17 protein-coding genes are annotated in these 20,126 nt (G+C 60.7%); 7 read left to right on the forward strand and 10 right to left on the reverse strand.

Going from position 1 to position 20,126, the window contains the following annotated elements; genetic code table 11:
- Window positions 1–55: 55 nt before the first annotated feature.
- From adeC to QRN41_RS19285, 3 genes are read right to left on the reverse strand one after another with little or no spacing between them, the layout of a single operon-like run.
- A complete protein-coding gene (gene adeC, locus QRN41_RS19275; protein WP_034112333.1) occupies window positions 56–1,513 on the reverse strand; it encodes an AdeC/AdeK/OprM family multidrug efflux complex outer membrane factor in 1,458 nt (485 codons plus the stop codon).
- Complete coding sequence (locus QRN41_RS19280; RefSeq protein ID WP_123480502.1) at window positions 1,510–4,671, reverse strand: efflux RND transporter permease subunit; 3,162 nt, start codon at window positions 4,669–4,671, stop codon at window positions 1,510–1,512. The genes adeC and QRN41_RS19280 overlap by 4 nt, the downstream gene beginning before the upstream one ends.
- A 3-nt stretch (window positions 4,672–4,674) precedes the next feature.
- The gene (locus tag QRN41_RS19285; RefSeq protein WP_034137305.1) at window positions 4,675–5,820 is read right to left on the reverse strand and encodes an efflux RND transporter periplasmic adaptor subunit; all 1,146 of its coding nucleotides are present in this window, start codon (window positions 5,818–5,820) and stop codon (window positions 4,675–4,677) included.
- A gap of 286 nt (window positions 5,821–6,106) precedes the next feature.
- On the opposite strand from QRN41_RS19285, the gene QRN41_RS19290 reads away from it, so the two are divergent.
- Window positions 6,107–6,739, forward strand: a complete 633-nt coding sequence (locus QRN41_RS19290) for a TetR family transcriptional regulator (RefSeq protein ID WP_034096329.1) — start codon at window positions 6,107–6,109, stop codon at window positions 6,737–6,739.
- Between the two features lie 286 nt (window positions 6,740–7,025).
- Here QRN41_RS19290 and QRN41_RS19295 read toward each other — a convergent pair whose 3' ends face one another.
- The 3 genes from QRN41_RS19295 to QRN41_RS19305 are packed head-to-tail and all read right to left on the reverse strand — an operon-like array spanning window position 7,026 to window position 9,607.
- Window positions 7,026–8,081 (reverse strand): alkene reductase, encoded by a 1,056-nt coding sequence (locus tag QRN41_RS19295; RefSeq protein WP_034137307.1) that lies wholly within the window; start codon window positions 8,079–8,081, stop codon window positions 7,026–7,028.
- A 28-nt stretch (window positions 8,082–8,109) separates the two neighbouring features.
- Window positions 8,110–9,276 carry an MFS transporter gene (locus QRN41_RS19300; RefSeq protein WP_034096331.1) on the reverse strand — a complete coding sequence of 389 codons (1,167 nt, stop codon included), beginning with the start codon at window positions 9,274–9,276 and terminating at the stop codon, window positions 8,110–8,112.
- A gap of 13 nt (window positions 9,277–9,289) precedes the next feature.
- Window positions 9,290–9,607, reverse strand: a complete 318-nt coding sequence (locus QRN41_RS19305) for an ArsR/SmtB family transcription factor (RefSeq protein WP_034096332.1) — start codon at window positions 9,605–9,607, stop codon at window positions 9,290–9,292.
- 155 nt (window positions 9,608–9,762) lie between these two features.
- Between QRN41_RS19305 and QRN41_RS19310 the strand changes: the two genes are divergently transcribed.
- Window positions 9,763–10,347 carry an acyl carrier protein phosphodiesterase gene (locus QRN41_RS19310; protein ID WP_034137308.1) on the forward strand — a complete coding sequence of 195 codons (585 nt, stop codon included), beginning with the start codon at window positions 9,763–9,765 and terminating at the stop codon, window positions 10,345–10,347.
- A gap of 37 nt (window positions 10,348–10,384) precedes the next feature.
- Here the strand turns inward: QRN41_RS19310 and QRN41_RS19315 are convergent, their stop codons facing one another.
- Both QRN41_RS19315 and olsB read right to left on the reverse strand, forming a co-directional pair.
- Window positions 10,385–11,176 carry a lysophospholipid acyltransferase family protein gene (locus tag QRN41_RS19315; RefSeq protein WP_285422008.1) on the reverse strand — a complete coding sequence of 264 codons (792 nt, stop codon included), beginning with the start codon at window positions 11,174–11,176 and terminating at the stop codon, window positions 10,385–10,387.
- Entirely contained in the window at window positions 11,176–11,931 is a 756-nt protein-coding gene (gene olsB / locus QRN41_RS19320) for an L-ornithine N(alpha)-acyltransferase (RefSeq protein ID WP_034096335.1), read from the reverse strand. Before olsB ends, QRN41_RS19315 begins: the two co-directional genes overlap by 1 nt.
- Before the next feature lie 184 nt (window positions 11,932–12,115).
- On the opposite strand from olsB, the gene QRN41_RS19325 reads away from it, so the two are divergent.
- From QRN41_RS19325 to QRN41_RS19340, 4 genes are all read left to right on the forward strand, one after another.
- Window positions 12,116–13,189: a serine hydrolase domain-containing protein gene (locus tag QRN41_RS19325; RefSeq protein ID WP_285422009.1), complete on the forward strand. Its 1,074-nt coding sequence runs from the start codon at window positions 12,116–12,118 to the stop codon at window positions 13,187–13,189.
- The gene (locus QRN41_RS19330) at window positions 13,186–13,500 is read left to right on the forward strand and encodes a hypothetical protein (RefSeq protein WP_034137310.1); all 315 of its coding nucleotides are present in this window, start codon (window positions 13,186–13,188) and stop codon (window positions 13,498–13,500) included. Before QRN41_RS19325 ends, QRN41_RS19330 begins: the two co-directional genes overlap by 4 nt.
- A 170-nt stretch (window positions 13,501–13,670) precedes the next feature.
- Window positions 13,671–14,261 carry a YceI family protein gene (locus tag QRN41_RS19335; protein WP_285422010.1) on the forward strand — a complete coding sequence of 197 codons (591 nt, stop codon included), beginning with the start codon at window positions 13,671–13,673 and terminating at the stop codon, window positions 14,259–14,261.
- A gap of 1 nt (window position 14,262) precedes the next feature.
- The gene (locus QRN41_RS19340) at window positions 14,263–15,420 is read left to right on the forward strand and encodes a phospholipase D-like domain-containing protein (protein WP_094064697.1); all 1,158 of its coding nucleotides are present in this window, start codon (window positions 14,263–14,265) and stop codon (window positions 15,418–15,420) included.
- Between the two features lie 84 nt (window positions 15,421–15,504).
- Here the strand turns inward: QRN41_RS19340 and QRN41_RS19345 are convergent, their stop codons facing one another.
- Both QRN41_RS19345 and bglX read right to left on the reverse strand, forming a co-directional pair.
- Complete coding sequence (locus QRN41_RS19345) at window positions 15,505–16,755, reverse strand: hypothetical protein (protein ID WP_285422011.1); 1,251 nt, start codon at window positions 16,753–16,755, stop codon at window positions 15,505–15,507.
- Between the two features lie 222 nt (window positions 16,756–16,977).
- Entirely contained in the window at window positions 16,978–19,269 is a 2,292-nt protein-coding gene (bglX, locus tag QRN41_RS19350) for a beta-glucosidase BglX (protein WP_167416474.1), read from the reverse strand.
- A 238-nt stretch (window positions 19,270–19,507) separates the two neighbouring features.
- Between bglX and QRN41_RS19355 the strand changes: the two genes are divergently transcribed.
- The gene (locus QRN41_RS19355) at window positions 19,508–20,119 is read left to right on the forward strand and encodes a LemA family protein (protein WP_094064696.1); all 612 of its coding nucleotides are present in this window, start codon (window positions 19,508–19,510) and stop codon (window positions 20,117–20,119) included.
- The last annotated feature ends 7 nt before the right edge of the window (window positions 20,120–20,126 follow it).

Raw genomic sequence — 20,126 nt, forward strand, 5'->3', positions numbered from 1 at the left:
CGCACATAAAAAAACGCCTCCTGTCAGGGAGGCGTTTTTCTTGACGACGGCGTTATCAGAACGCCTTGAACGCCGGCGCTTCTTCTTTCAGCGGTTCATTCTTCGCAGTCTGCTCGTTCCAGCCACCGCCGAGGGCCTTGTACAGGTTGACCTCGCTGGTCAACTGCGCGAGGCGGTCGGTGATCAGCGATTGTTGCGCGCTGAACAGCTGGCGCTGGGCATCGAGGAACGTCAGGTTGCTATCCACACCGATGCGGTAGCGACGCTCGGCCAGGCGGTAGTAATCCTGGTTGGCCTCGACGAAACCGCGTTGGGCTTCCAGTTGCTGCTTGTAGGTCGCCCGCGCGGCAAGGCCGTCGGAGACTTCCTGGAAGCCGGTCTGAATCGCCTTCTCGTAGTTCGCCACGTTGATCTCTTTCTGGATCTTCGAGTAGTCCAGGCTGGCGCGCAGGCTGCCGGCGTTGAAGATCGGGATGTTGATCTGCGGCGCGAACGACCAGGTGCCCGAGCCGCCTTTGAACAAGCCGCCCAGGTTCGGGCTGGCGGTGCCGGCGCTGGCGGTCAGGCTGATGCTTGGGAAGAACGCCGCACGGGCTGCGCCGATATTGGCGTTGGCGGCCTTGAGGTTGTACTCGGCCTGCACAATGTCGGGGCGACGTTGCAGCAGGTCCGACGGCAAGCCGGCCGGCACTTCGCTGAGCAGGTCATCCGACAGCGGCTGGCTGGCCAGATTGGCCGGCAGGCCGGTGCCCAGCAGCAGGGTCAGGTTGTTTTCGTCCTGGGCCACCTGGCGAGTGTAGCGGGCCAGTGACACCCGGGCGTTTTCCACCGAGGTGCGCGCCTGGCTGAGGTCGAGGGCCGAGGCCACGCCGACTTCGTTGCTACGCGAAGTCAGCTTGTAGCTCTGCTCGAACGCAGCGAGGGTGTCCTGGGTCAGCTTGAGCAGTTCCTTGTCGGCCTGCCAGGTCAGGTAGGCGTTGGCCACACTGGCCACCAGGCTGATCTGGGTGCTGCGCCGCGCTTCTTCGGTGGCGAAGTACTTTTGCAGGGCTTCTTCACTCAGGCTACGCACGCGACCGAACAGGTCCAGCTCGTAGGAGCTGATCCCAAGACCGACCGAGTACTGGCTGGCGATCCTCGATTCGCCGGTCTGCGACAGGCGAGCCGGGGTGCGCGAGCGCTCACCGCTGCCCGTGGCCGAAACGGCCGGGAACAGGTCGGCGCGCTGGATGTTGTACTGCGCAGCGTAGGCATCGATGTTCAGGGCCGCGACACGCAGGTCGCGGTTGTTCACCAGTGCGGTCTGGATCAGCTGTTGCAGGGCAGGGTCATGGAAAAACTGCTTCCAGCCTTGCTCGGCGGCAGCCTGACCCGGCGCCTGGGCCGACGAATACGCCGGCCCCTGCGGGTACTGCGCTGCTACCGGCGCGTCGGGGCGCTGGTAGTCAGGGATCAGCGAGCAGCCACTGAGCACGAAGGCTGTGACGGCTAGGGAAAGTAGCGACTTGCTCATTGGCCAGCCTCGTTAGAAGTTTGCTTGGTTTCGGGTTCTTTGCGGTTGCCGATGGCCGACACGGTAGCGAAGAACAGCGGCACCCAGAAGATCGCCAGGACAGTGGCGGTGATCATGCCGCCAATGACGCCGGTACCGATGGCGTGCTGGCTGCCTGAACCGGCGCCCGAGGAGATCGCCAGGGGCAGTACGCCGAGGATGAACGCCATGGAGGTCATGATGATCGGCCGCAGACGCATGCGAGACGCTTCGATAGCCGACTCGACGATGCCTTTACCCTGTTCGTGAAGCTCTTTGGCGAACTCCACGATAAGGATGGCGTTTTTCGCTGCCAGACCCACCGTGACCAACAGGCCCACCTGGAAGAACACGTCGTTGGACAGCCCGCGCATGCTGGTGGCGATCAACGCACCCACCACGCCCAGGGGTACTACCAACACCACCGCAATCGGGATCGACCAGCTCTCGTACAGTGCCGCCAGGCACAGGAACACCACCAGCAGCGACAGCGCATACAACGCCGGTGCCTGGGAACCGGACAAGCGTTCTTCGTACGACAGACCCGTCCAGGCATAGCCCACGCCCGCCGGCAGTTGCTTGGCGATGCGTTCCACTTCGGCCATTGCTTCACCGGTGCTGTAACCCGGTGCCGGGGTGCCGAGGATTTCCATCGCGGCCACGCCGTTGTAACGCGAGAGCTTCGGCGAACCGTAGATCCACTTGCCGGTGGCGATGGCCGACAACGGCACCATCTTCCCGGAGTCGCTGCGCACGTACCACTTGTTCAGGTCTTCTGGAGACATGCGGCTGGCGGCTTCACCTTGCACGTACACTTTCTTCACGCGACCACGGTCGATGAAGTCGTTGACGTAGCTGCCACCCAGGGCAATCGCCAGGGTCTGGTTGATGTTGGATAGGGAGATGCCCTGGGCGCTGGCCTTCTCGTCGTCAACGGTGAGTTCGTATTGCGGCTCATCGTTCACGCCGTTGGGGCGCACACCGGCCAGGATCTTGCTCTGTGCCGCCATGCCCAGGAACTGGTTGCGCGCGGCCATCAACTTCTCATGACCGACACCGCCCTGGTCTTGCAGGAACACGTCGAAACCGGTGGCGTTACCCAATTCCAGTACCGACGGCGGCACGATGGCGAACACCATGGCGTCCTGGAACGTCTGCATGAAGTAACCCTGGGCGCGCTTGGCGATCTCGAACACCGAGGTGGACGCATCACGCTCGTCCCACGGCTTGAGCATCACGAACGCCAGGCCGGAGCTTTGGCCACGACCGGCGAAGTTGAAGCCGTTCACGGTAAACACCGATTTGACGCCTTTGCCTTCGCCCGGCTCACCTTCTTTATCGTTGAGCAGGAAGATACGCATGTCGTCGATGACTTTCTGCGTGCGTTCAGCGGTGGAACCGACCGGTGTTTGCACCTGGGCAAAGATCACGCCCTGGTCTTCGTCGGGCAGGAACGCCGCCGGGATGCGCATGAACAGCCAGATCATGCCGGCGAAGATCAGCAGGTACACCAGGAACGCCGGGATCTTGTGCTTGATCATGTTGCCCACGCCGCGCTCGTAGCTCACTACGCTACGGTCGAAGGTGCGGTTGAACCAGCCGAAGAAACCACGCTTGGGTTGGCCGTGCTTCTCGGGATCGATCGGCTTGAGCATGGTGGCGCACAGCGCCGGGGTGAAGATCAGGGCAACCAGTACCGACAGCGCCATGGCCGAAACGATGGTGATGGAGAACTGTTTGTAGATCACCCCGGTGGAACCGCCGAAGAACGCCATCGGCAACAGTACCGCCGACAGTACCAGGGCAATACCTACCAGGGCGCCCTGGATCTGGGTCATGGATTTGACCGTCGCTTCTTTAGGCGACAGGTGTTCCTCGGCCATCACCCGCTCGACGTTTTCTACCACCACGATGGCGTCGTCCACCAGCAGGCCGATGGCCAGGATCATGCCGAACATGGTCAGGGTGTTGATGGTGAAACCGAACGCCGCCAGGATGCCGAACGTCCCCAGCAATACCACCGGTACGGTCATGGTGGTGATGATGGTGGCGCGGAAGTTTTGCAGGAACAGGAACATCACCAGGAACACCAGCACGATCGCTTCGACCAGGGTGTGCACTACACCGGAGATCGATTCGGTCACCACTGGGGTGGTGTCATACGGCACCACCGCCTTCATGCCAGGCGGAAAGAACGGTTCCAGCGACGCCACGGTGGCGCGGATGGCTTTGGCGGTGTCCAGGGCGTTGGCGCCGGATGCCAGTTTGATCGCCATACCGGAGGCCGGCTTGCCGTTGAACTGCGCGCTGATGCTGTAGGTCTGGCCGCCCAGCTCGATGCGCGCGACGTCCTTGAGGCGAACCTGGGAGCCGTCGGTGTTGACCTTCATCAGGATGTTGCCGAACTGCTCGGCGGTCTGCAGGCGTGTCTTGCCAATGATGGTGGCGTTCAGCTGGGTGCCGGGCAGGGCAGGCAGGCCGCCCAATTGGCCGGTGGCCACCTGTACGTTCTGTGCGGCGATGGCGGTGCTGACGTCGACCGGGGTCAACTGGTAGTTGTTCAGCTTGGCCGGGTCGAGCCAGATACGCATGGCGTACTGGGAACCGAACACCTGGAAGTCACCCACGCCGGCTGTCCGCGAGATCGGGTCCTGGATGTTGGACACGATGTAGTTGGACAGGTCGTCCTTGGTCATGCTGCCGTCTTCGGACACCAGACCGATCACCATCAGGAAGTTCTTCACCGACTTGGTCACGCGGATACCCTGTTGCTGCACTTCTTGCGGCAGCAGCGGGGTGGCCAGGTTCAGCTTGTTCTGCACCTGCACCTGGGCGATGTCGGGGTTGGTACCCTGGTTGAACGTTACGGTGATGGTCATGCTGCCGTCGGAGTTACTGTCCGAGGACACATACCGCAGGTTGTCGATACCGTTGAGCTGTTGCTCGATCACCTGCACCACGGTGTCCTGCACGGTTTGTGCGGACGCGCCTGGGTAGGTCACCTGGATATCGATGGCGGTCGGCGCGATGGCCGGGTATTGGTTGATGGGCAACTTCAGGATCGAGAGTGCCCCGACCAGCATGATCACCAGGGCAATCACCCAGGCGAAAATGGGACGGTCGATAAAAAATTTCGACATGGGTTACTCCCCTTTGCCAGCAGCGGCAGCAGGAGCAGCGGTACCGGCGGGCTTGGCGTTGTCCGCGTCCTTGACCTTGACCTCGGCGCCCGGCTTGACGTACTGCAAGCCTTCGGTGATCACACGGTCACCGGCGTTCAAGCCTTTTTCCACCAGCCAGTAGGCGCCGGCGGTACGGTTGGCCACCAGCTCGCGTTGCTCGACCTTGTTGTCCGCATTGACGATCAACGCCGTCGGAGTGCCTTTGAGATCGCGGGTCACGCCTTGCTGCGGTGCCAGGATCGCCTTGCTGTTCACACCGGCTTGCAGTTGGGCGTGCACGAACATGCCCGGCAACAGGGTGTGATCGGGGTTGGGGAATACGGCGCGCAGGGTTACGGAACCGGTGGTCTGATCGACCGACACTTCGGAAAATTCCAGTTTGCCGTCGTGCTTATAGTCGCTACCGTCTTCCAGGGTCAGCTTGACCTTGGCAGCATTGGCCCCGGCTTTCTCCAGTTGGCCGCTTTCCAGGTCGCGGCGCAGTTTCAGCATTTCGGCTGAAGACTGAGTCACGTCGACGTAGATCGGGTCCAGTTGTTGGATCACGGCCATGGCATCGGCCTGGCCATTGCTGACCAGTGCGCCTTCGGTCACCGAAGAACGGCCGATACGCCCGGAGATCGGCGCGAACACTTTGGTATAGCGCACGTTGATCTGGGCGGTTTGAACGTTTGCTTCGGCGGTCATGCGATTGGCGACGGCAGTGTCGTATTCCTGACGGCTCACGGCCTGCTCATCCACCAACTGCTTGTAGCGGTCGCTGATGGATTTGGTCTGGCTCAGGCTGGCCTGGGCGCTTTTCAGGGTGGCTTCATAGACCGACGGGTCGATCTGATAAAGCTGCTGGCCTTCCTTCACGTCCGCGCCTTCCTTGAACAGGCGCTTGAGAATGATGCCGTTGACCTGCGGGCGAACTTCCGCGATGCGGAAGGCCGTGGTGCGGCCCGGCAGTTCAGACGTCAAGGTGAACGGTTGCGGTTGCAGGGTGACGACGCCGACCAGAGGGGTTTGAGCGGGCGGAGCCGCTTCTTCCTTTTTACATCCGCTGAGCAGCGATGCCAGGGCGACGGCAGTGACCAGAGCGGTAACAGCTGGCTTAAGTTGCATGAAGATCCTCGGGTCAGGCGCGCAGGGTGCGCACAAGAAGTGTGGAAGGGTAAAAAACAAGCCGTGAGTAGATAAGTAGCTTGCTACGCAATATACTTACGTTCATGGTTGTTTGTAAACTCTTGACAGGCTTTGCGGATTGTTGACAAAGCAATGTCCAAAGCCTCGATTTTAGTACGTTCGGTGCCCATGACGGCGTCGTCCCACAATTATTCAGATGATCGTTAACATCTATTAACACTGCGTTAACGATAGTCCCACGTGTTCTGATTGAGGTTTTACTGCCATGGTTCGTCGCACCAAAGAGGAAGCTCAGGAAACGCGCAGCCAGATTCTCGATGCCGCCGAGCAAGCCTTTTACGAGCGCGGCGTTGCGCGCACCACGCTGGCAGACATCGCCACGTTGGCCGGCGTGACGCGGGGCGCTATCTATTGGCATTTCAGCAATAAGTCCGACTTGCTCCAGGCCCTGCTCGATACGTTGCACGAGCCGCTGGACGAGTTGGCGCGGGCCAGTGAAAGCGAGGATGAACTCGACCCGCTGGGCTGCATGCGCAAACTGCTGATTCGTTTGTTCCATCAAGTGGCCCTGGATCCGAAAACCCGACGCATCAATGAGATCTTGTTTCATAAGTGCGAATTCACCGACGAAATGTGCGACATGCGTCGTCAGCGTCAAACCCACAGCCTGGAATGCAACCTGCGTATCGGCCTGACGCTGCGTAACGCGGTCCATCGCGGGCAACTACCGGAAAACCTCGACACCACGCGGGGAGCCGTGTGCCTCCATGCGTACATCAACGGGCTGATCGGCCAATGGTTGCTGGTACCCGACAGCTTTCAATTGCAGCAGGAAGCCGAACGTTGGGTAGAGGCCGGGCTGGACATGCTGCGCTTGAGCCCCAGCCTGCGCAATTGAGACAAAATGCGTAATTGCGTCCAGTTGTGTCAACAGTAAAGCCTAAGGACGGTCAATCGTCCTTCTGACTTATTCGTGGGGTGACTTTATATACGGGCTGGCCGGCGCTTGATAGGTAGCCGCCTAAGTATTTTGTAGGGATTTTGTTGCAATGCTGTGAAGGAATGTTACCTAGGGCAAAGTGAGAGGGGGCGTGCCCCCGATAGCAGGGTGCTGGGCAGCTTATAGCCGACCCACCGCTATCGGGGGCAAGCCCCCTCCCACATTTGCTTAGTGTTTTAGGCGATTACAGCGGCAGGGTCGGGTAGTCGATATAACCGACCGGGCCTTTGCCATAGAAGGTTTCCGGATGGGCTTCGTTCAGTGGCGCATCGGCCTCCAGACGAGCCGGCAGGTCCGGGTTGGCAATGAACGGCACGCCGAACGCCACCGCATCCGCTTTACCCTCGGCCAGCCACGCATTGGCGCTGTCCTTGGTGAAGCGTTCATTGGCGATGTACGCGCCGCCGAAGGCTTTTTTCAGTTGCGGGCCAAGGCTGTCGGCGCCTTCTTTTTCACGGGAGCAGATAAACGCGATGCCGCGCTTGCCCAGCTCAGTGGCGACATAAGTAAAGGTTTCTGCCAGGTTGGCATCGCCCATGTCGTGCGAGTCGGCGCGGGGTGCCAGGTGCACGCCCACGCGGCCGGCGCCCCATACTTCAATGGCCGCGTCGGTCACTTCCAGCAGCAGGCGTGCACGGTTTTCCAGGGAACCGCCGTACTGGTCGGTGCGCTGGTTAGTGCTGCTCTGCAGGAACTGGTCGAGCAGGTAGCCGTTGGCGCCATGGATTTCCACACCGTCGAAACCGGCGGCCTTGGCGTTCTCGGCGCCGGTACGATAAGCGTCGACGATGTCGGCGATTTCAGCCGTTTCCAGGGCGCGCGGAGTCGGGTAGTCGGCCAGCGGACGCACCAGGCTGACGTGGCCCTTGGGTTGGATCGCACTCGGCGCCACTGGGGTTTCGCCGTTCAGGTACGACGGGTGGGAGATGCGCCCCACATGCCACAGTTGCAGGAAAATCTTGCCGCCGGCGCCGTGCACGGCTTTGGTCACGTTGGCCCAGCCGCGCACCTGGTCGTTGGACCAGATACCGGGGGTGTCCGGATAGCCCACGCCCATCGGCGTGACGGAAGTGGCTTCGCTGAGAATCAGCCCGGCAGACGCACGCTGCACGTAGTACTCGGCCATCAGCGCGTTGGGTACGCGACCGGCGTCGGCGCGGCAGCGGGTCAGCGGGGCCATGATGATGCGGTTCGACAGCTCCACGTCACCCAGTTTGATCGGATCGAAAATAGTCGTCATCGCACAATACCTTCTCTAGTTACTTGGATCAGTTGGTCGCAGGGGCCAGGTCGGCATCGCCGCTCTGACGGAAAGTTATCAAGGTCACCAGCAGGGCAAGGATCGCCAGGGCAGCGGCCGCCAGCGGCACACTGGTCAGGCCGAAACCATGGGCGATCACGCTGCCACCGACCCAGGCGCCGAGGGCGTTACCGATGTTGAACGCGCCGATGTTCAAGGTGGACACCAGGTTCGGAGCGGCCTTGCCGAAGGTCACCACGTTGATCTGCAGCGCCGGCACGGCGGCGAACGCGGCGGTGGCCCACAGGAACAGGGTGATTTCGGTGGGGATCACGGCGACGCTGGTCCAGCTCAGTGCGGTGGACACCACTGCCATGCTGATAAATACGCCAATCAGCGTGGCCGCCAGACGTTTATCCGCCAGTTTTCCGCCGATGATGTTGCCCACGGTCAGGCCCAGGCCGATCAGCAGCAGGGTCCAGGTCACGCCTTTGGGCGACACCCCGGTGACATCGCCCAACAGCGGTGCCACATAGGTGAAGAGGGTGAACATGGACGCGGCGAACAGTGCCGTCATGCTCAGCGACAGCCAGATACCAGCACCCTTGAGGGCGGCCAGTTCGGCGCGCATGTCGAGCTTTTCTTCATCGCGCTTGGCCGGCAAGAAGCGGATCAGCCCGATCAGCGCCACCACCCCGATCACGGTCACGGCCCAGAAGGTCGAGCGCCAGCCGGCTTGCTGGCCCAGTGCGGTGCCCAGGGGCACGCCGAGGACATTGGCCAGGGTCAAACCGGTGAACATCAGGGCTACGGCCGAGGCCCGCTTGTTGGCCGGCACCAGGTTGGCCGCCACCACCGAACCAATGCCGAAGAACGCGCCGTGGCATAGCGCGGTGACCACGCGGGCAAACATCAGCACGTTGTAGTCGCTGGCCAGTGCGCAGAGCAGGTTGCCGATAATGAAGATCCCCATCAACGCGACCAGCGCCGCCTTGCGTGGCAGTTTGGCCGTGGCCAGTGCCATAAATGGCGCGCCAATGGCCACGCCCAGGGCGTAACCGGTGACCAGCCAACCGGCGCCAGGGATCGATACGCCGAGGTCCGCTGCCACATCGGGCAGCAGGCCCATGATGACGAACTCGGTGGTGCCGATGGCGAAGGCGCTCAAGGCCAGGATGAGGAGCGAGAGGGGCATTTGTGGATCCTTTTTACAGCGGTTCAGCGCTGAGTTCAGTGATAAGCGCCGTGAGGAAGGCTTGGATCGCTTCCTCATTGCGTTTGAAAAAGTGCCACTGCCCGGCCTTCTGGCTGCTGATCAGACCCGCCCGTTGCAAGGTGGCCAGGTGGGCCGACACGGTCGACTGGGACAAGCCGCAGCGCTGGTCGATCTGCCCGGCACAGATGCCGTATTCGTGGTTGTGCAATTGCTCGGGGAATTGCACTTTTGGGTCTTTGAGCCAGTTGAGGATGTCTCGCCGTACTGGGTGCGCCAGGGCTTTTATTATTTCGTCGAGGTCGATGGACATGGCAGTGTGCTCGGTGTCGTAAAGCGTTATATCGCGATGAGGCGAACTTTAAATCGGTATATCCCGATATACCAATACGATTTAGCTCTGAGATCAGCTCAAATCGGTATATCGGGTTATAACGATACGTTGGCGGCAGTGCTAAACTGCGCGCCATGAATTATCTCGCACATCTGCACCTGGGCGGCCAACTTCCTGCGCAACTGCTGGGCAGCCTGTATGGCGACTTCGTCAAAGGCCGTCTGCAGGGCCAGTTCAGCCCATCCATCGAAGCGGCGATCCAGTTGCATCGCTCGATCGACCGGTTTACCGACAGCCATCCGTTGGTGGGGCAGGCGTTGTCGCGCTTCAGCCTGACCCGTCGGCGCTATGCGGGGATTGTTCTGGACGTGTTCTTCGATCACTGCCTGGCGCGGGATTGGACCTTGTATGCCGACCAGCCGCTGGAGCACTTCACCTCGCAGGTATACCGCGTATTGGCTGCCGAACCGCAGTTGCCCGGGCGCTTGGCGCAGATTGCGCCGTTTATGGCGGCCGATGATTGGTTGGGCTCGTACCGTGAATTTGCGGTGATGGAGCAGGTGTTGCGTGGGATTTCGCGGCGGCTGACGCAGCCTGAGGCGTTGGGGCAGGCGATGCGGGAGTTGCGACTTTTATATGAACCGTTGAGTGAAGACTTCCGGCGCTTCTACCCTGAATTGCAGGTGTTCGCACAGTCTCAACTGACAACATCAAACTAAATGTGGAGGAGGGGGCTTGCCCCCTCCCACATTTGTTTCAAGCTGCGAACGCTGGTCGTGCCGCTACTTGTTCTACCTCCGGCACCGGCCCAAACAACACCTTCTGTACCGCCTGCTGCGCCTGGTAAGCCAGCGCCGCGCGTTCCTGCCCGGCGCACGCAATCGGTGTGAGCACATGAATTTCCACATCGCCCTGGTCATTGGCGAACAACCGCATCAGGTGCGAGAGCAAGTCGTCATCGCCGATAAACGGCGCCAGGGGATCGACCTGTCCGTCACGCAGGTAACGGATCGCCACCGGTTGCAGCGACACATCCGCATCGATGGCGCTGGCCAGCAGGCGCCCGTGGAAGGTGCGCAGGCTGCGACCGTCGGTGGTGGTGCCTTCGGGGAACATCAGCAGCGGGTGCTGTTGTTCCAGGTGGCGGGTCATTTGTTTGCGGATCAGTTGGCTGTCGCCCGAACCCCGGCGGATAAACAGGCTACCAGCCTTGGCCGCCAGCCAGCCGGCCACCGGCCAGGTGCGCACTTCGGCCTTGGACAGGAACGACATCGGCGCCACGGCGCCCAACAGCGGAATGTCGGTCCAGGACACGTGGTTGCTCACCCACAGCATCGGCTGCGTCGGCAACTCACCGTTTACCGTTACGCGAAAGGGTAGGGCGTGGGTCAGCCTCGCCATGAAAAACCGCGACCAGCGTTGGCGCCGCACCATCGAGTTGGCGATGCCCAATCGCTCGAACACACCGAACACGCTGGCCATGCTCAAGCCCAGCGCCACCACCAGCAACACCCGGGCGATGCGCCCGTACACGCGCAGGCGGCTCATCACATGGCCGCCTTGAAATGGCGCGCATACCGTGGGCACAACTCGTCGCGCTTGAGCAGGATAAATACGTCGGCCACCTGGAAATCCTCATCCCAGCACGGCTCGCCGCAGATCTTCGCCCCCAGGCGCATATAGGCCTTGAGCAGCGGCGGCATTTCGGCGATCACGTTGGACGGCAGATCCAGGGCCGGCAGTGGTTTTTTCGGCTCGGCGCGCAGGTGCTCGTTGCACAGATAGCGTTCGCGCAGACGCTGCATGATCGCGTGGGCCTGGATGCCGCCGTCGTGCATGGGGATGCTCGCGCAGCCCATCAAATAGCTGTAGCCGCCCTGGTTGAGCACTTCGGCCAACTCACCCCACAACACGGCGATGGTGCCGCCGTTGCGATAGGCCGGGTCGACGCAGGTGCGGCCAATCTCCAGGATCGGGCCTTTGAGATGGAGCAAGCCATGCAGGCTGAATTCTTCTTCACTGTAGAACCGGCCCAAAGTGCTGGCGGCCTGGTGGTCGAGCAAGCGTGTGGTGGCTACCAGGCGACCGGTGTTCAAGTCCCGCACGCCGATATGGCTGCAGTGCACATCATAATCATCCATGTCCAGGCCATGTTCCGCGCCTTTCAGCTTGGCATTGAACTCGCCGCTGAATACGTTGAACCGCAGGGCCTGGGCTTCCTGCAAAGCCTGGGCGCCGATCAGGCGTTCGGCTTGCAGACGGCGTTCATTGCCGGTGTCGCTGATGCGGGCGATCTGAGTCATGGCGAGTCTCCGAGTGCCGGCCACGTTTCGGCCGGTCGACTTTGTTGTCCAAACTCAGGCTATGGAGGCCCGGTGTCATCTCCATGAAGTTATGGTGACGCTTGGATGACAGGCACTGTGTCGTCAATCTGTCATCCACCGGCGCTAGGCTCGCGGGTTTGAATGCCCCGTTGAGTCCGCGTCTATGGTCAAAGGCTTGTTGTGCGCCGTGCTGCTGTTAATCACTATTAACGGCCATGCTGAGACCTGGCCTGACCAGGAGTGGGCCAAGGGCACGCCGCTCACCGGCCCCGCGCTCGAAGCCCTGGACGCCTATGCCTTTGCACCGCGCGACGACGCTACCCGCCAAGGCATTCGCACCGATGCCTTACTGGTGATCCGCGACGGTAAAGTTATTTACGAACGCTACGCCGCGCCCACCAGCGCCAGCACGCCGCACCTGACTTGGTCAGTGAGCAAAAGCCTGATGGCCTGCGTGCTGGGCGTGGCTTATGGCGACAATCGCTTCAAATTGAGCGACCCGGTGGCGCGTTTCTACCCGCCGATGAAGCAGCACCCGACGGTGACCATGGCCGACCTGCTGCACTGGGCCTCGGGCCTGGACTGGCAGGAAGACTACGAATTCGCCCCGCTCAAATCCTCTGTCGTGGCGATGCTCTACACCCGAGGGCGCGCGGATATGGCCGAGTTCGCCGCGAACAGCGACACCTTCAGCGCGCCGGGGCGGGCGTTTCGGTATTCCAGTGGCGATAGCAATCTTTTATCCGCTGCTCTTAAAGGCATGCTTGGCCACAAGGCGTACATAAGTTACCCGTGGGATGCGCTGTTCACCCCGCTGGGTATTCGCAATGCCACCTGGGAAACCGACGCCGACGAAACCTTTGTTGCCTCCTCCTATGCCTACCTCACCGCTCGCGATCTTGCGCGGGTCGGCCTACTGATGGCGCGGGATGGGCGTTGGAAGGACCAGCAACTGCTGCCCAGGGACTGGGTGGCCTTCAATCGCCAGGCGTTCGATAACTACAAAGCCGGCCAGGACGAAGCCACGCCCGGCGGCCATTGGTGGCTCAACCAAGGCACGCCAAGGCCCTGGCCCGATGCCCCCGCCGACACCTTCGCCGCCCTCGGCCACTGGGGCCAGGCGCTGTATGTGATGCCCGAGCAGCGCCTGGTGATCGTGCGCTACGGCGACGATCGCGACGGCAGCTACCGCCACAACGAACTGCTCAAACGCGTGCTTGCGGCGGTGCAACCATGATCCGGCGTCGTCCGTTCACCAGCCTGTTTCTATTGCTGTTGCTCGCGCTGTTGGGGTGGGTTTGGCACGAGCGCGTCAACCTGCAAGCCTTCCCCGATATCATCGCGGCGTACACCGCCAAGGAATATTGCTCGTGCCGCTATGTCGCGAATAACCCGGCGGCGTATTGCCTGGGGTACGTAAAACAGTATCTGCCGACCAGCGCGTTCAATGACAACCCGCTGCGTAGCGAAGTAACGGCCAGTGGCTTGGGGCGCACCCATACGGCGCGTTGGTTGGGGGAGCGCCAAGGCTGTCGCCTGAACCCCTGACACAAGATCCCCTGTGGGAGCGGGCTTGCCCGCCAAAGCTGTCTGTCAGTAAAGATGTGCCAACAGGCTCACCGCATTTTCGCGAGCAAGCACACTCCCACATTTGGATTTGCGCCGTTCGTGACATTGCGCTTAAGGTTCGTGCAGGTTTTTCGCCCCGCGAGTCCTTAATGTTCAATGTTTCGTTTATCCAACCCCTGGCTTTTGTCTTGCTGGCCGCTGTTGCCGTGCCCGCCCACGCCGACTGGTACCTGGACAACGAGTCCTCGCGCCTGTCTTTCGTCACCACCAAAAACACCGAGATTGCCGAGGTTCAGCGCTTCCTGGTCTTGCACGGCAAGGTCGACGACAAAGGCGCGGCGCAGGTGCAGGTGGAGCTGGAGTCGGTCAACAGCGGCATTCCGCTGCGCGATGAACGCATGCGCAATCAGTTGTTCGAGATCAAGACCTTCCCCGAAGCGCTGATCAGCGCACAGATCAACCTGCAACCCATCAATGACCTGGCCCCGGGCGCGCAACTGGAGTTACGCCTGCCCCTGAGTGTGACCTTGCATGGCAAGACCCAGACCTACAGCGCCGAACTGCTGGCTACGCGCCTGGATGACCGACGCTTCCAGGTGGTGACCCTGGAACCGGTGGTGCTGCACGCCAAGGATTTCGACCTGGCGCCCGGGGTGGCCGCGCTGCGCAAGGCGGCCGGGCTCAAGTCCATCAGTTTGTCGGTGCCGGTGGGTGCGGTGCTGATCTTCACGGCGCGCTGACATGGGCGGCGCGGTGTTCCCGTGGCGCAGCGCCAACCGTTTCGAGTTGTTGATCGACGGCCCGCAGTTTTTTCCGCAGATGCTGGTGGGCATTGCCCGCGCCGAACAGCAAGTGGATCTGGAGTTGTACCTGGTAGAGGCCGGCGCGTGCGCCGAGGCAATGGTGCAAGCGTTGGTGCTCGCCGCCGAGCGCGGTGTGCGCGTGCGGTGCCTGTTCGATGACTACGGCAGCCTGGCGTTCACCCTGTCGCTGCGCAAGCGCTTGACCGACGCGGGCGTGGAGCTACGTTTTTACAATCGCCTGAGCTGGCGTCGCTGGATGCGCAACCTGTACCGCGACCACCGCAAGCTGTTGCTGATCGACCAGCATGTGGCGGTGGTGGGTGGCACGGGCGTGACGGACGAGTTCTGGACACCGGGCCACGACACGGCCGAGTGGCATGAAGTGATGGTGCAGATCAGCGGCCCGCTGGTATTGGATTGGCAGGCATTGTTCGACCGCCAATGGCACGCCAACGCGGCGCGGCGCGCGTGGAAACCGGCCACCCATTTTGGCTTGCCGCGTCTGCCCAAAGTACCCGCCAGCGGGCCGGGGCTTGGCCGCGTCGCGTACGCCGACGCCCGCCAGCACCGCGATATTCTGCAATCGCTGATCCGCGCGCTGAACAACAGCCACCAGCGCATCTGGCTGGCCACTCCCTATTTCCTGCCGACCTGGGGCGTTCGGCGTGCCTTGCGCCGAGCGGCGGGGCGCGGCGTGGACGTGCGCTTGCTGCTCACCGGGCCGCGCACCGATCATCCGTCCGTGCGCTACGCCGGACACCGGTATTACCCGCGTTTGCTGCGTTCAGGCGTACAGATCTTTGAATACCAGCCGTGCTTCCTGCACCTGAAGATGGTGCTGGTGGACGACTGGGTAAGCATCGGCTCGTGCAATTTCGATCACTGGAACCTGCGCTTCAACTTGGAAGCCAATCTGGAAGCACTGGACCCCGAGCTGACCCAGGCGGTGGTGGCGAGTTTTACGGCGGATTTTGCCCAGAGCCAAACGGTGAGCCTGGAGGCGTGGAAAGCCCGGCCATTGTGGCGACGGGTCAAGCAGCGCGTCTGGGGGTGGATAGATCGGTTGGTGGTGAACTTGCTGGACCGGCGAGGCTAGGATTAGCGCCTATCCAGTTGAGCTATTGGACGAGCGTGTAGTGGGCTCCTGAAGAGTCAGGAGCCCGTCGAATGCTCGGATGACCTACACCGCCATTCTTGCGCCGCCTGAGGCTGAAACTTCAATGGCCATGAAATTACCCTTGTTGGAATTTTCTTCATATTCCTTATCTAACAGGCGCTGGATTTTATCGTTCAGCGTGCTAACAGATTCCCGATATTGAAGAAGTTTGTCGTTACTGCGATCTGGTGAGTTAGCTGACTCAGGGAATGAATTGTTGTCTGCTAGGTCTTTGGCCACTTGGTGAGTGCTGGAAATTTCATCCTTATTAATGGGGAGTCCATAAAAACTCAGCACGGAATCGAGAGAGGCCCTATCAGTTGGCTCTTCCGCATGCAGTACACCCTGTCCGGATGGGTAGATTATTCTGGCAATATCCACCAATGGCTTAAATGCCTCCTGATGTTTTGGGAACTGCTGCGAGAATTCTTCCTGGGTGAACGATTTCTCTTCGTCATTCCAGGTTTTCCCATGTAGTACTCCGTTGGCCGAGTCGTAGGACAACGAAGAGCGATCTATATTGTTATCATTTGCCCAGCTAGCCAGCCCTGTATTGCTGAATGCTTTCGTGGACGCTTCCAGCCATTTTCCGTAGGTCGACTCTTTGGGGATATCAACCATTGGCGAGGGGGTTGCAAGGTCGCTTTCCTTGAGCCCCAGCATGGTATTGGCAACAACCGTAGCGAGCTGACTGTCGCCGACAGGGTTCGATTGGGCGCTGATCCTCTTGTCGTAATCATTGAGGTCTTTGTGCAGGATATCAGCCCCCATTCTTTCATCTACGCCACTTTCCGGTGGTGCGGGGGCGGGCGTCGGTTCTGGTTCTGCCTCTGGTTCCGCATTCAGCACGTTAAAAAGATCATTGGCCCCGGAAGGGTCTTCACTTTTTTGATGGGGTTGGGTGGACGGAAACAGTGTATTGAAAAGATCATTGGCCTCGTTGGCGCCTTCTCTGTACGCGGACCTTGTGGAGTCAGACCTCTTTTGGCGCGAAAGCATATCACCCGTTGTCTTTTCTTCGGATGCGTTGGCCGAGTTAGAGTCCGATTGTCTGCTTTTTATGATTTCTTGTTTGAATGTGCCGTAAGCAGCGGCGGCCTCTGAATTGAACGGCGCTTTTACCTGTGCTGTTTTGGTCGACAAACTGTACGCTTGCGCTGATTGGGTAACAGTGTTGGATGTTGTTGTATGAGATTGCGGATTTATTGTCGTATCTGCCAATGCAATAGTTGATACGGACTGGTTTGAACTAGGGTGGTTGATATTTAAAGTCATGCAGGTGCTTCCGCGTATTGAATTTAAGTGTTTGTCGAGCCTTTAGTTGTGTGGGGGGATACGGATTTTCGTTCCGCTTGAGATGTTGCTGCTGGTTTCTTAGTTGCGTTTTTTGACAGAAGGGGGCAGTGGGAAGTGTGTTACGGCGTAGAGACCTTGGGAAAGTTTGCAGTCACCTCGGTAGCATCCTTTGCTCCGAGGTGAGGCATTTGCGGCATTGATTCAGAGCAGTTCGAAGCTCTGTTGCTGTACATCCTGAGAGTCCAGGCCGATCTGCACATTGAACTCGCCCGGTTCAGCGGCGTACTTGAGCTGTGTGTTGTAGAACTTCAAGTCGTCTTCGGTGATGGTGAAGTGCAGCGTGCGCTCTTCACCGGCTTTGAGCATGACTTTCTGGAAGTTCTTCAACTCCTTGATCGGGCGGATCATCGAGCCGGCCACGTCCTGGATATACAGCTGCACCACGGTTTCGCCATCGACCTTGCCGGTGTTTTTCACGGTGACGCTGGCGTCGAGCTTGCCGGTCTTGTTCAAGGTGGTGGACGACAGGGCCATGTCCGACAGGCTGAACGTGGTGTAGCTCAGGCCATAACCAAACGGAAACAGCGGTCCGGTGGTGTCATCGAAGTACTGCGAGGTGTAGTTGCCCGGTTTGCCCGGTGTGAAGGGGCGGCCGATGGTCAGGTGGTTGTAGTAGGTCGGAATCTGCCCTACCGAACGCGGGAAAGTGATCGGCAGTTTGCCCGACGGGTTGTAGTCGCCGAACAGCACATCCGCAATTGCATTACCGCCTTCGGTGCCGGCGAACCAGGTTTCCAGAATCGCATCGGCCTGTTGGTTCTCTTCCAGGATCGACAGCGGGCGGCCGTTCATCAGCACCAGGACCAGCGGTTTGCCGGTGGCCTTGAGCGCCTTGATCAGGTCGCGCTGGCTTTGCGGGATGTTCAGGTCGGTGCGGCTCGACGACTCGTGGGACATGCCACGGGACTCGCCCACTGCGGCGACGATCACGTCGGCCTGCTTGGCCGCTTGGACCGCCTCGTCGATCATGGCCTGGGGCGAGCGCTTGTCATCCACCACTTCCGGCGCATCGAAGTTAAGGAAATTGAGGTAATCGACTACGGCTTTGTCGTTGGTGATGTTGGCGCCGCGGGCGTAGATCACTTTGCCTTTTTCACCGATCACGGCGTTGAGGCCGTCCTGCAGAGTCACCGATTGCGCCGGGCGGCCGGCGGCGGCCCAACTGCCCATCATGTCGATAGGCGCCTTGGCCAGTGGGCCGACCAGGGCGATGGTGGCGGATTTCTTCAGGGGCAGGGTGTTGTTGTGGTTCTTCAACAGCACCAGGCTGCGACGGGCGATGTCGCGCGCCTCGGCGCGGTGCAGGCGGCTGTCGGCATAGGTGTCGACCGGGTCGTCCTCGGCCTTGCCGATGCGCAGGTACGGATCCTTGAACAGGCCCATGTCGTACTTGGCGCCGAGCACTTCGCGCACGGCGTTGTCGATGTCGCTCTGTTCGATCTCGCCGGACTTGAGCAGCCCCGGCAGTTCTTTGCCGTATAGCGAGTCGTTCATGCTCATGTCGATGCCGGCCTTGATCGCCAGCTTCGCGGCTTCACGCCCGTCCTTGGCCACGCCGTGCTTGATCAGCTCGAAGATCGCGCCGTGGTCGCTGACGGTCAGGCCCTTGAAGCCCCAGTTCTTGCGCAGCAGGTCGTTCATCAGCCAGGTGTTGGCGGTGGCGGGCACGCCGTTGATCGAGTTGAGCGCCACCATCACACCGCCGGAACCGGCCTTGATCGCGGCGTGGTAGGGCGGCAGGTAATCCTGGTACATCTTGACCGGGCTCATGTCGACCACGTTGTAGTCGCGACCGCCTTCCACCGCGCCGTACAGGGCGAAGTGCTTGACGCTGGCCATAAGGCTGTCGGCATTGGCCGGGCTGGTGCCCTGGAACGCCTTGACCATCACTTCGGCGATGCGCGAGACCAGGTAAGTGTCTTCGCCGAAGCCTTCGGAGGTGCGGCCCCAGCGCGGGTCGCGGGAGATGTCGACCATCGGCGCGAAGGTGATGTCGAGGCTGTCGGCGGCGGCTTCCTGGGCGGCGATGCGCCCGGAGCGGCCGATGGCATCCATGTCCCAGCTGGAGGCCAGGGCCAGGCTGATTGGGAAAATGGTGCGGTGGCCGTGGATCACGTCGTAGGCGAAGAACATCGGGATCTTCAGGCGGCTGCGCATGGCCGCGTCCTGCATCGGACGGTTTTCCGGGCGGGTGATGGAGTTGAACGTGCCGCCGATGCGGCCGGCGGCGATTTCCTTGCGGATCAGCTCGCGGGGCATTTCGGGGCCGATGCTGATCAGGCGCAACTGGCCGATCTTTTCATCCAGGGTCATCTGCTTGAGCAGGTCGCTGACGAAAGCGTCCTTGTCCTTAAGCGCAGCAGGCTTTGTTTCTGCCCATACGGGGTGACTGGCCAGAGTGGCAACAAGGCCGAGCAAACACAGCTTTTTCATGAATATCCTTTTTCGGCTCACTGCACAGCGCTTGCGCTGATCGGCCAAAATGTGGGGAGCGTCTATTGTTGTTCGGGTGTTGTTCAGATAAATGCAGCACACTCTGAACTCTTATTCGCGCTGGGCATCTTTGTAGCTGATTGGCTCGATGCGTACCAGTGGTGGCGGATTATGCCCCAAGCGCGCGGTTTATAGGGCAGGTCATCCAATTCCATCCAGTTTGGGCAGGAGATACACCATGCAAGCAGCACAGGTTAACCGCTGGGGCCTCAAGGCCGCGGCTCTGCTATTGATCAGCACGGTGCTGAGCGGTTGCGGCATCAACAACATACCCACCCTGGACGAGCAGGCCAAAGCAGCCTGGGGCCAAGTGCAGAACCAGTACCAACGTCGTGCCGACCTGATCCCCAACCTGGTGGAAGTGGTCAAGGGCTATGCCGCCCATGAGCAGGACACCCTGACCGCCGTGATCGAAGCGCGGGCCAAGGCCACGTCGATCCAGGTCGATGCCAGCACCCTGGACAACCCGGAAAAACTCAAGCAGTTCCAGCAGGCCCAGGACGGCTTGACCGGTGCCCTCAATCGCTTGATGGTGGTCTCCGAACGCTACCCGGATCTGAAAGCCAACCAGAACTTCCTGGCCCTGCAATCTCAACTGGAAGGCACCGAAAACCGCATCGCCGTGGCGCGCCGCGACTTTATCCAGGCCGTGCAGGCGTACAACACCGAGATCCGCACCTTCCCGGGCCGCCTGTGGCACAGCGTGATGTACAGCGATTTGCCGATCCGCGCCACGTTCGAAGCCACCAGTGCCGATGCCGATAAAGCGCCGCAAGTGAAGTTCAAATAAGGCTGCA

This window comes from Pseudomonas sp. efr-133-TYG-23, from assembly GCF_030209215.1.
Classification (GTDB): Bacteria; Pseudomonadota; Gammaproteobacteria; order Pseudomonadales; family Pseudomonadaceae; genus Aquipseudomonas; species Aquipseudomonas rhodesiae.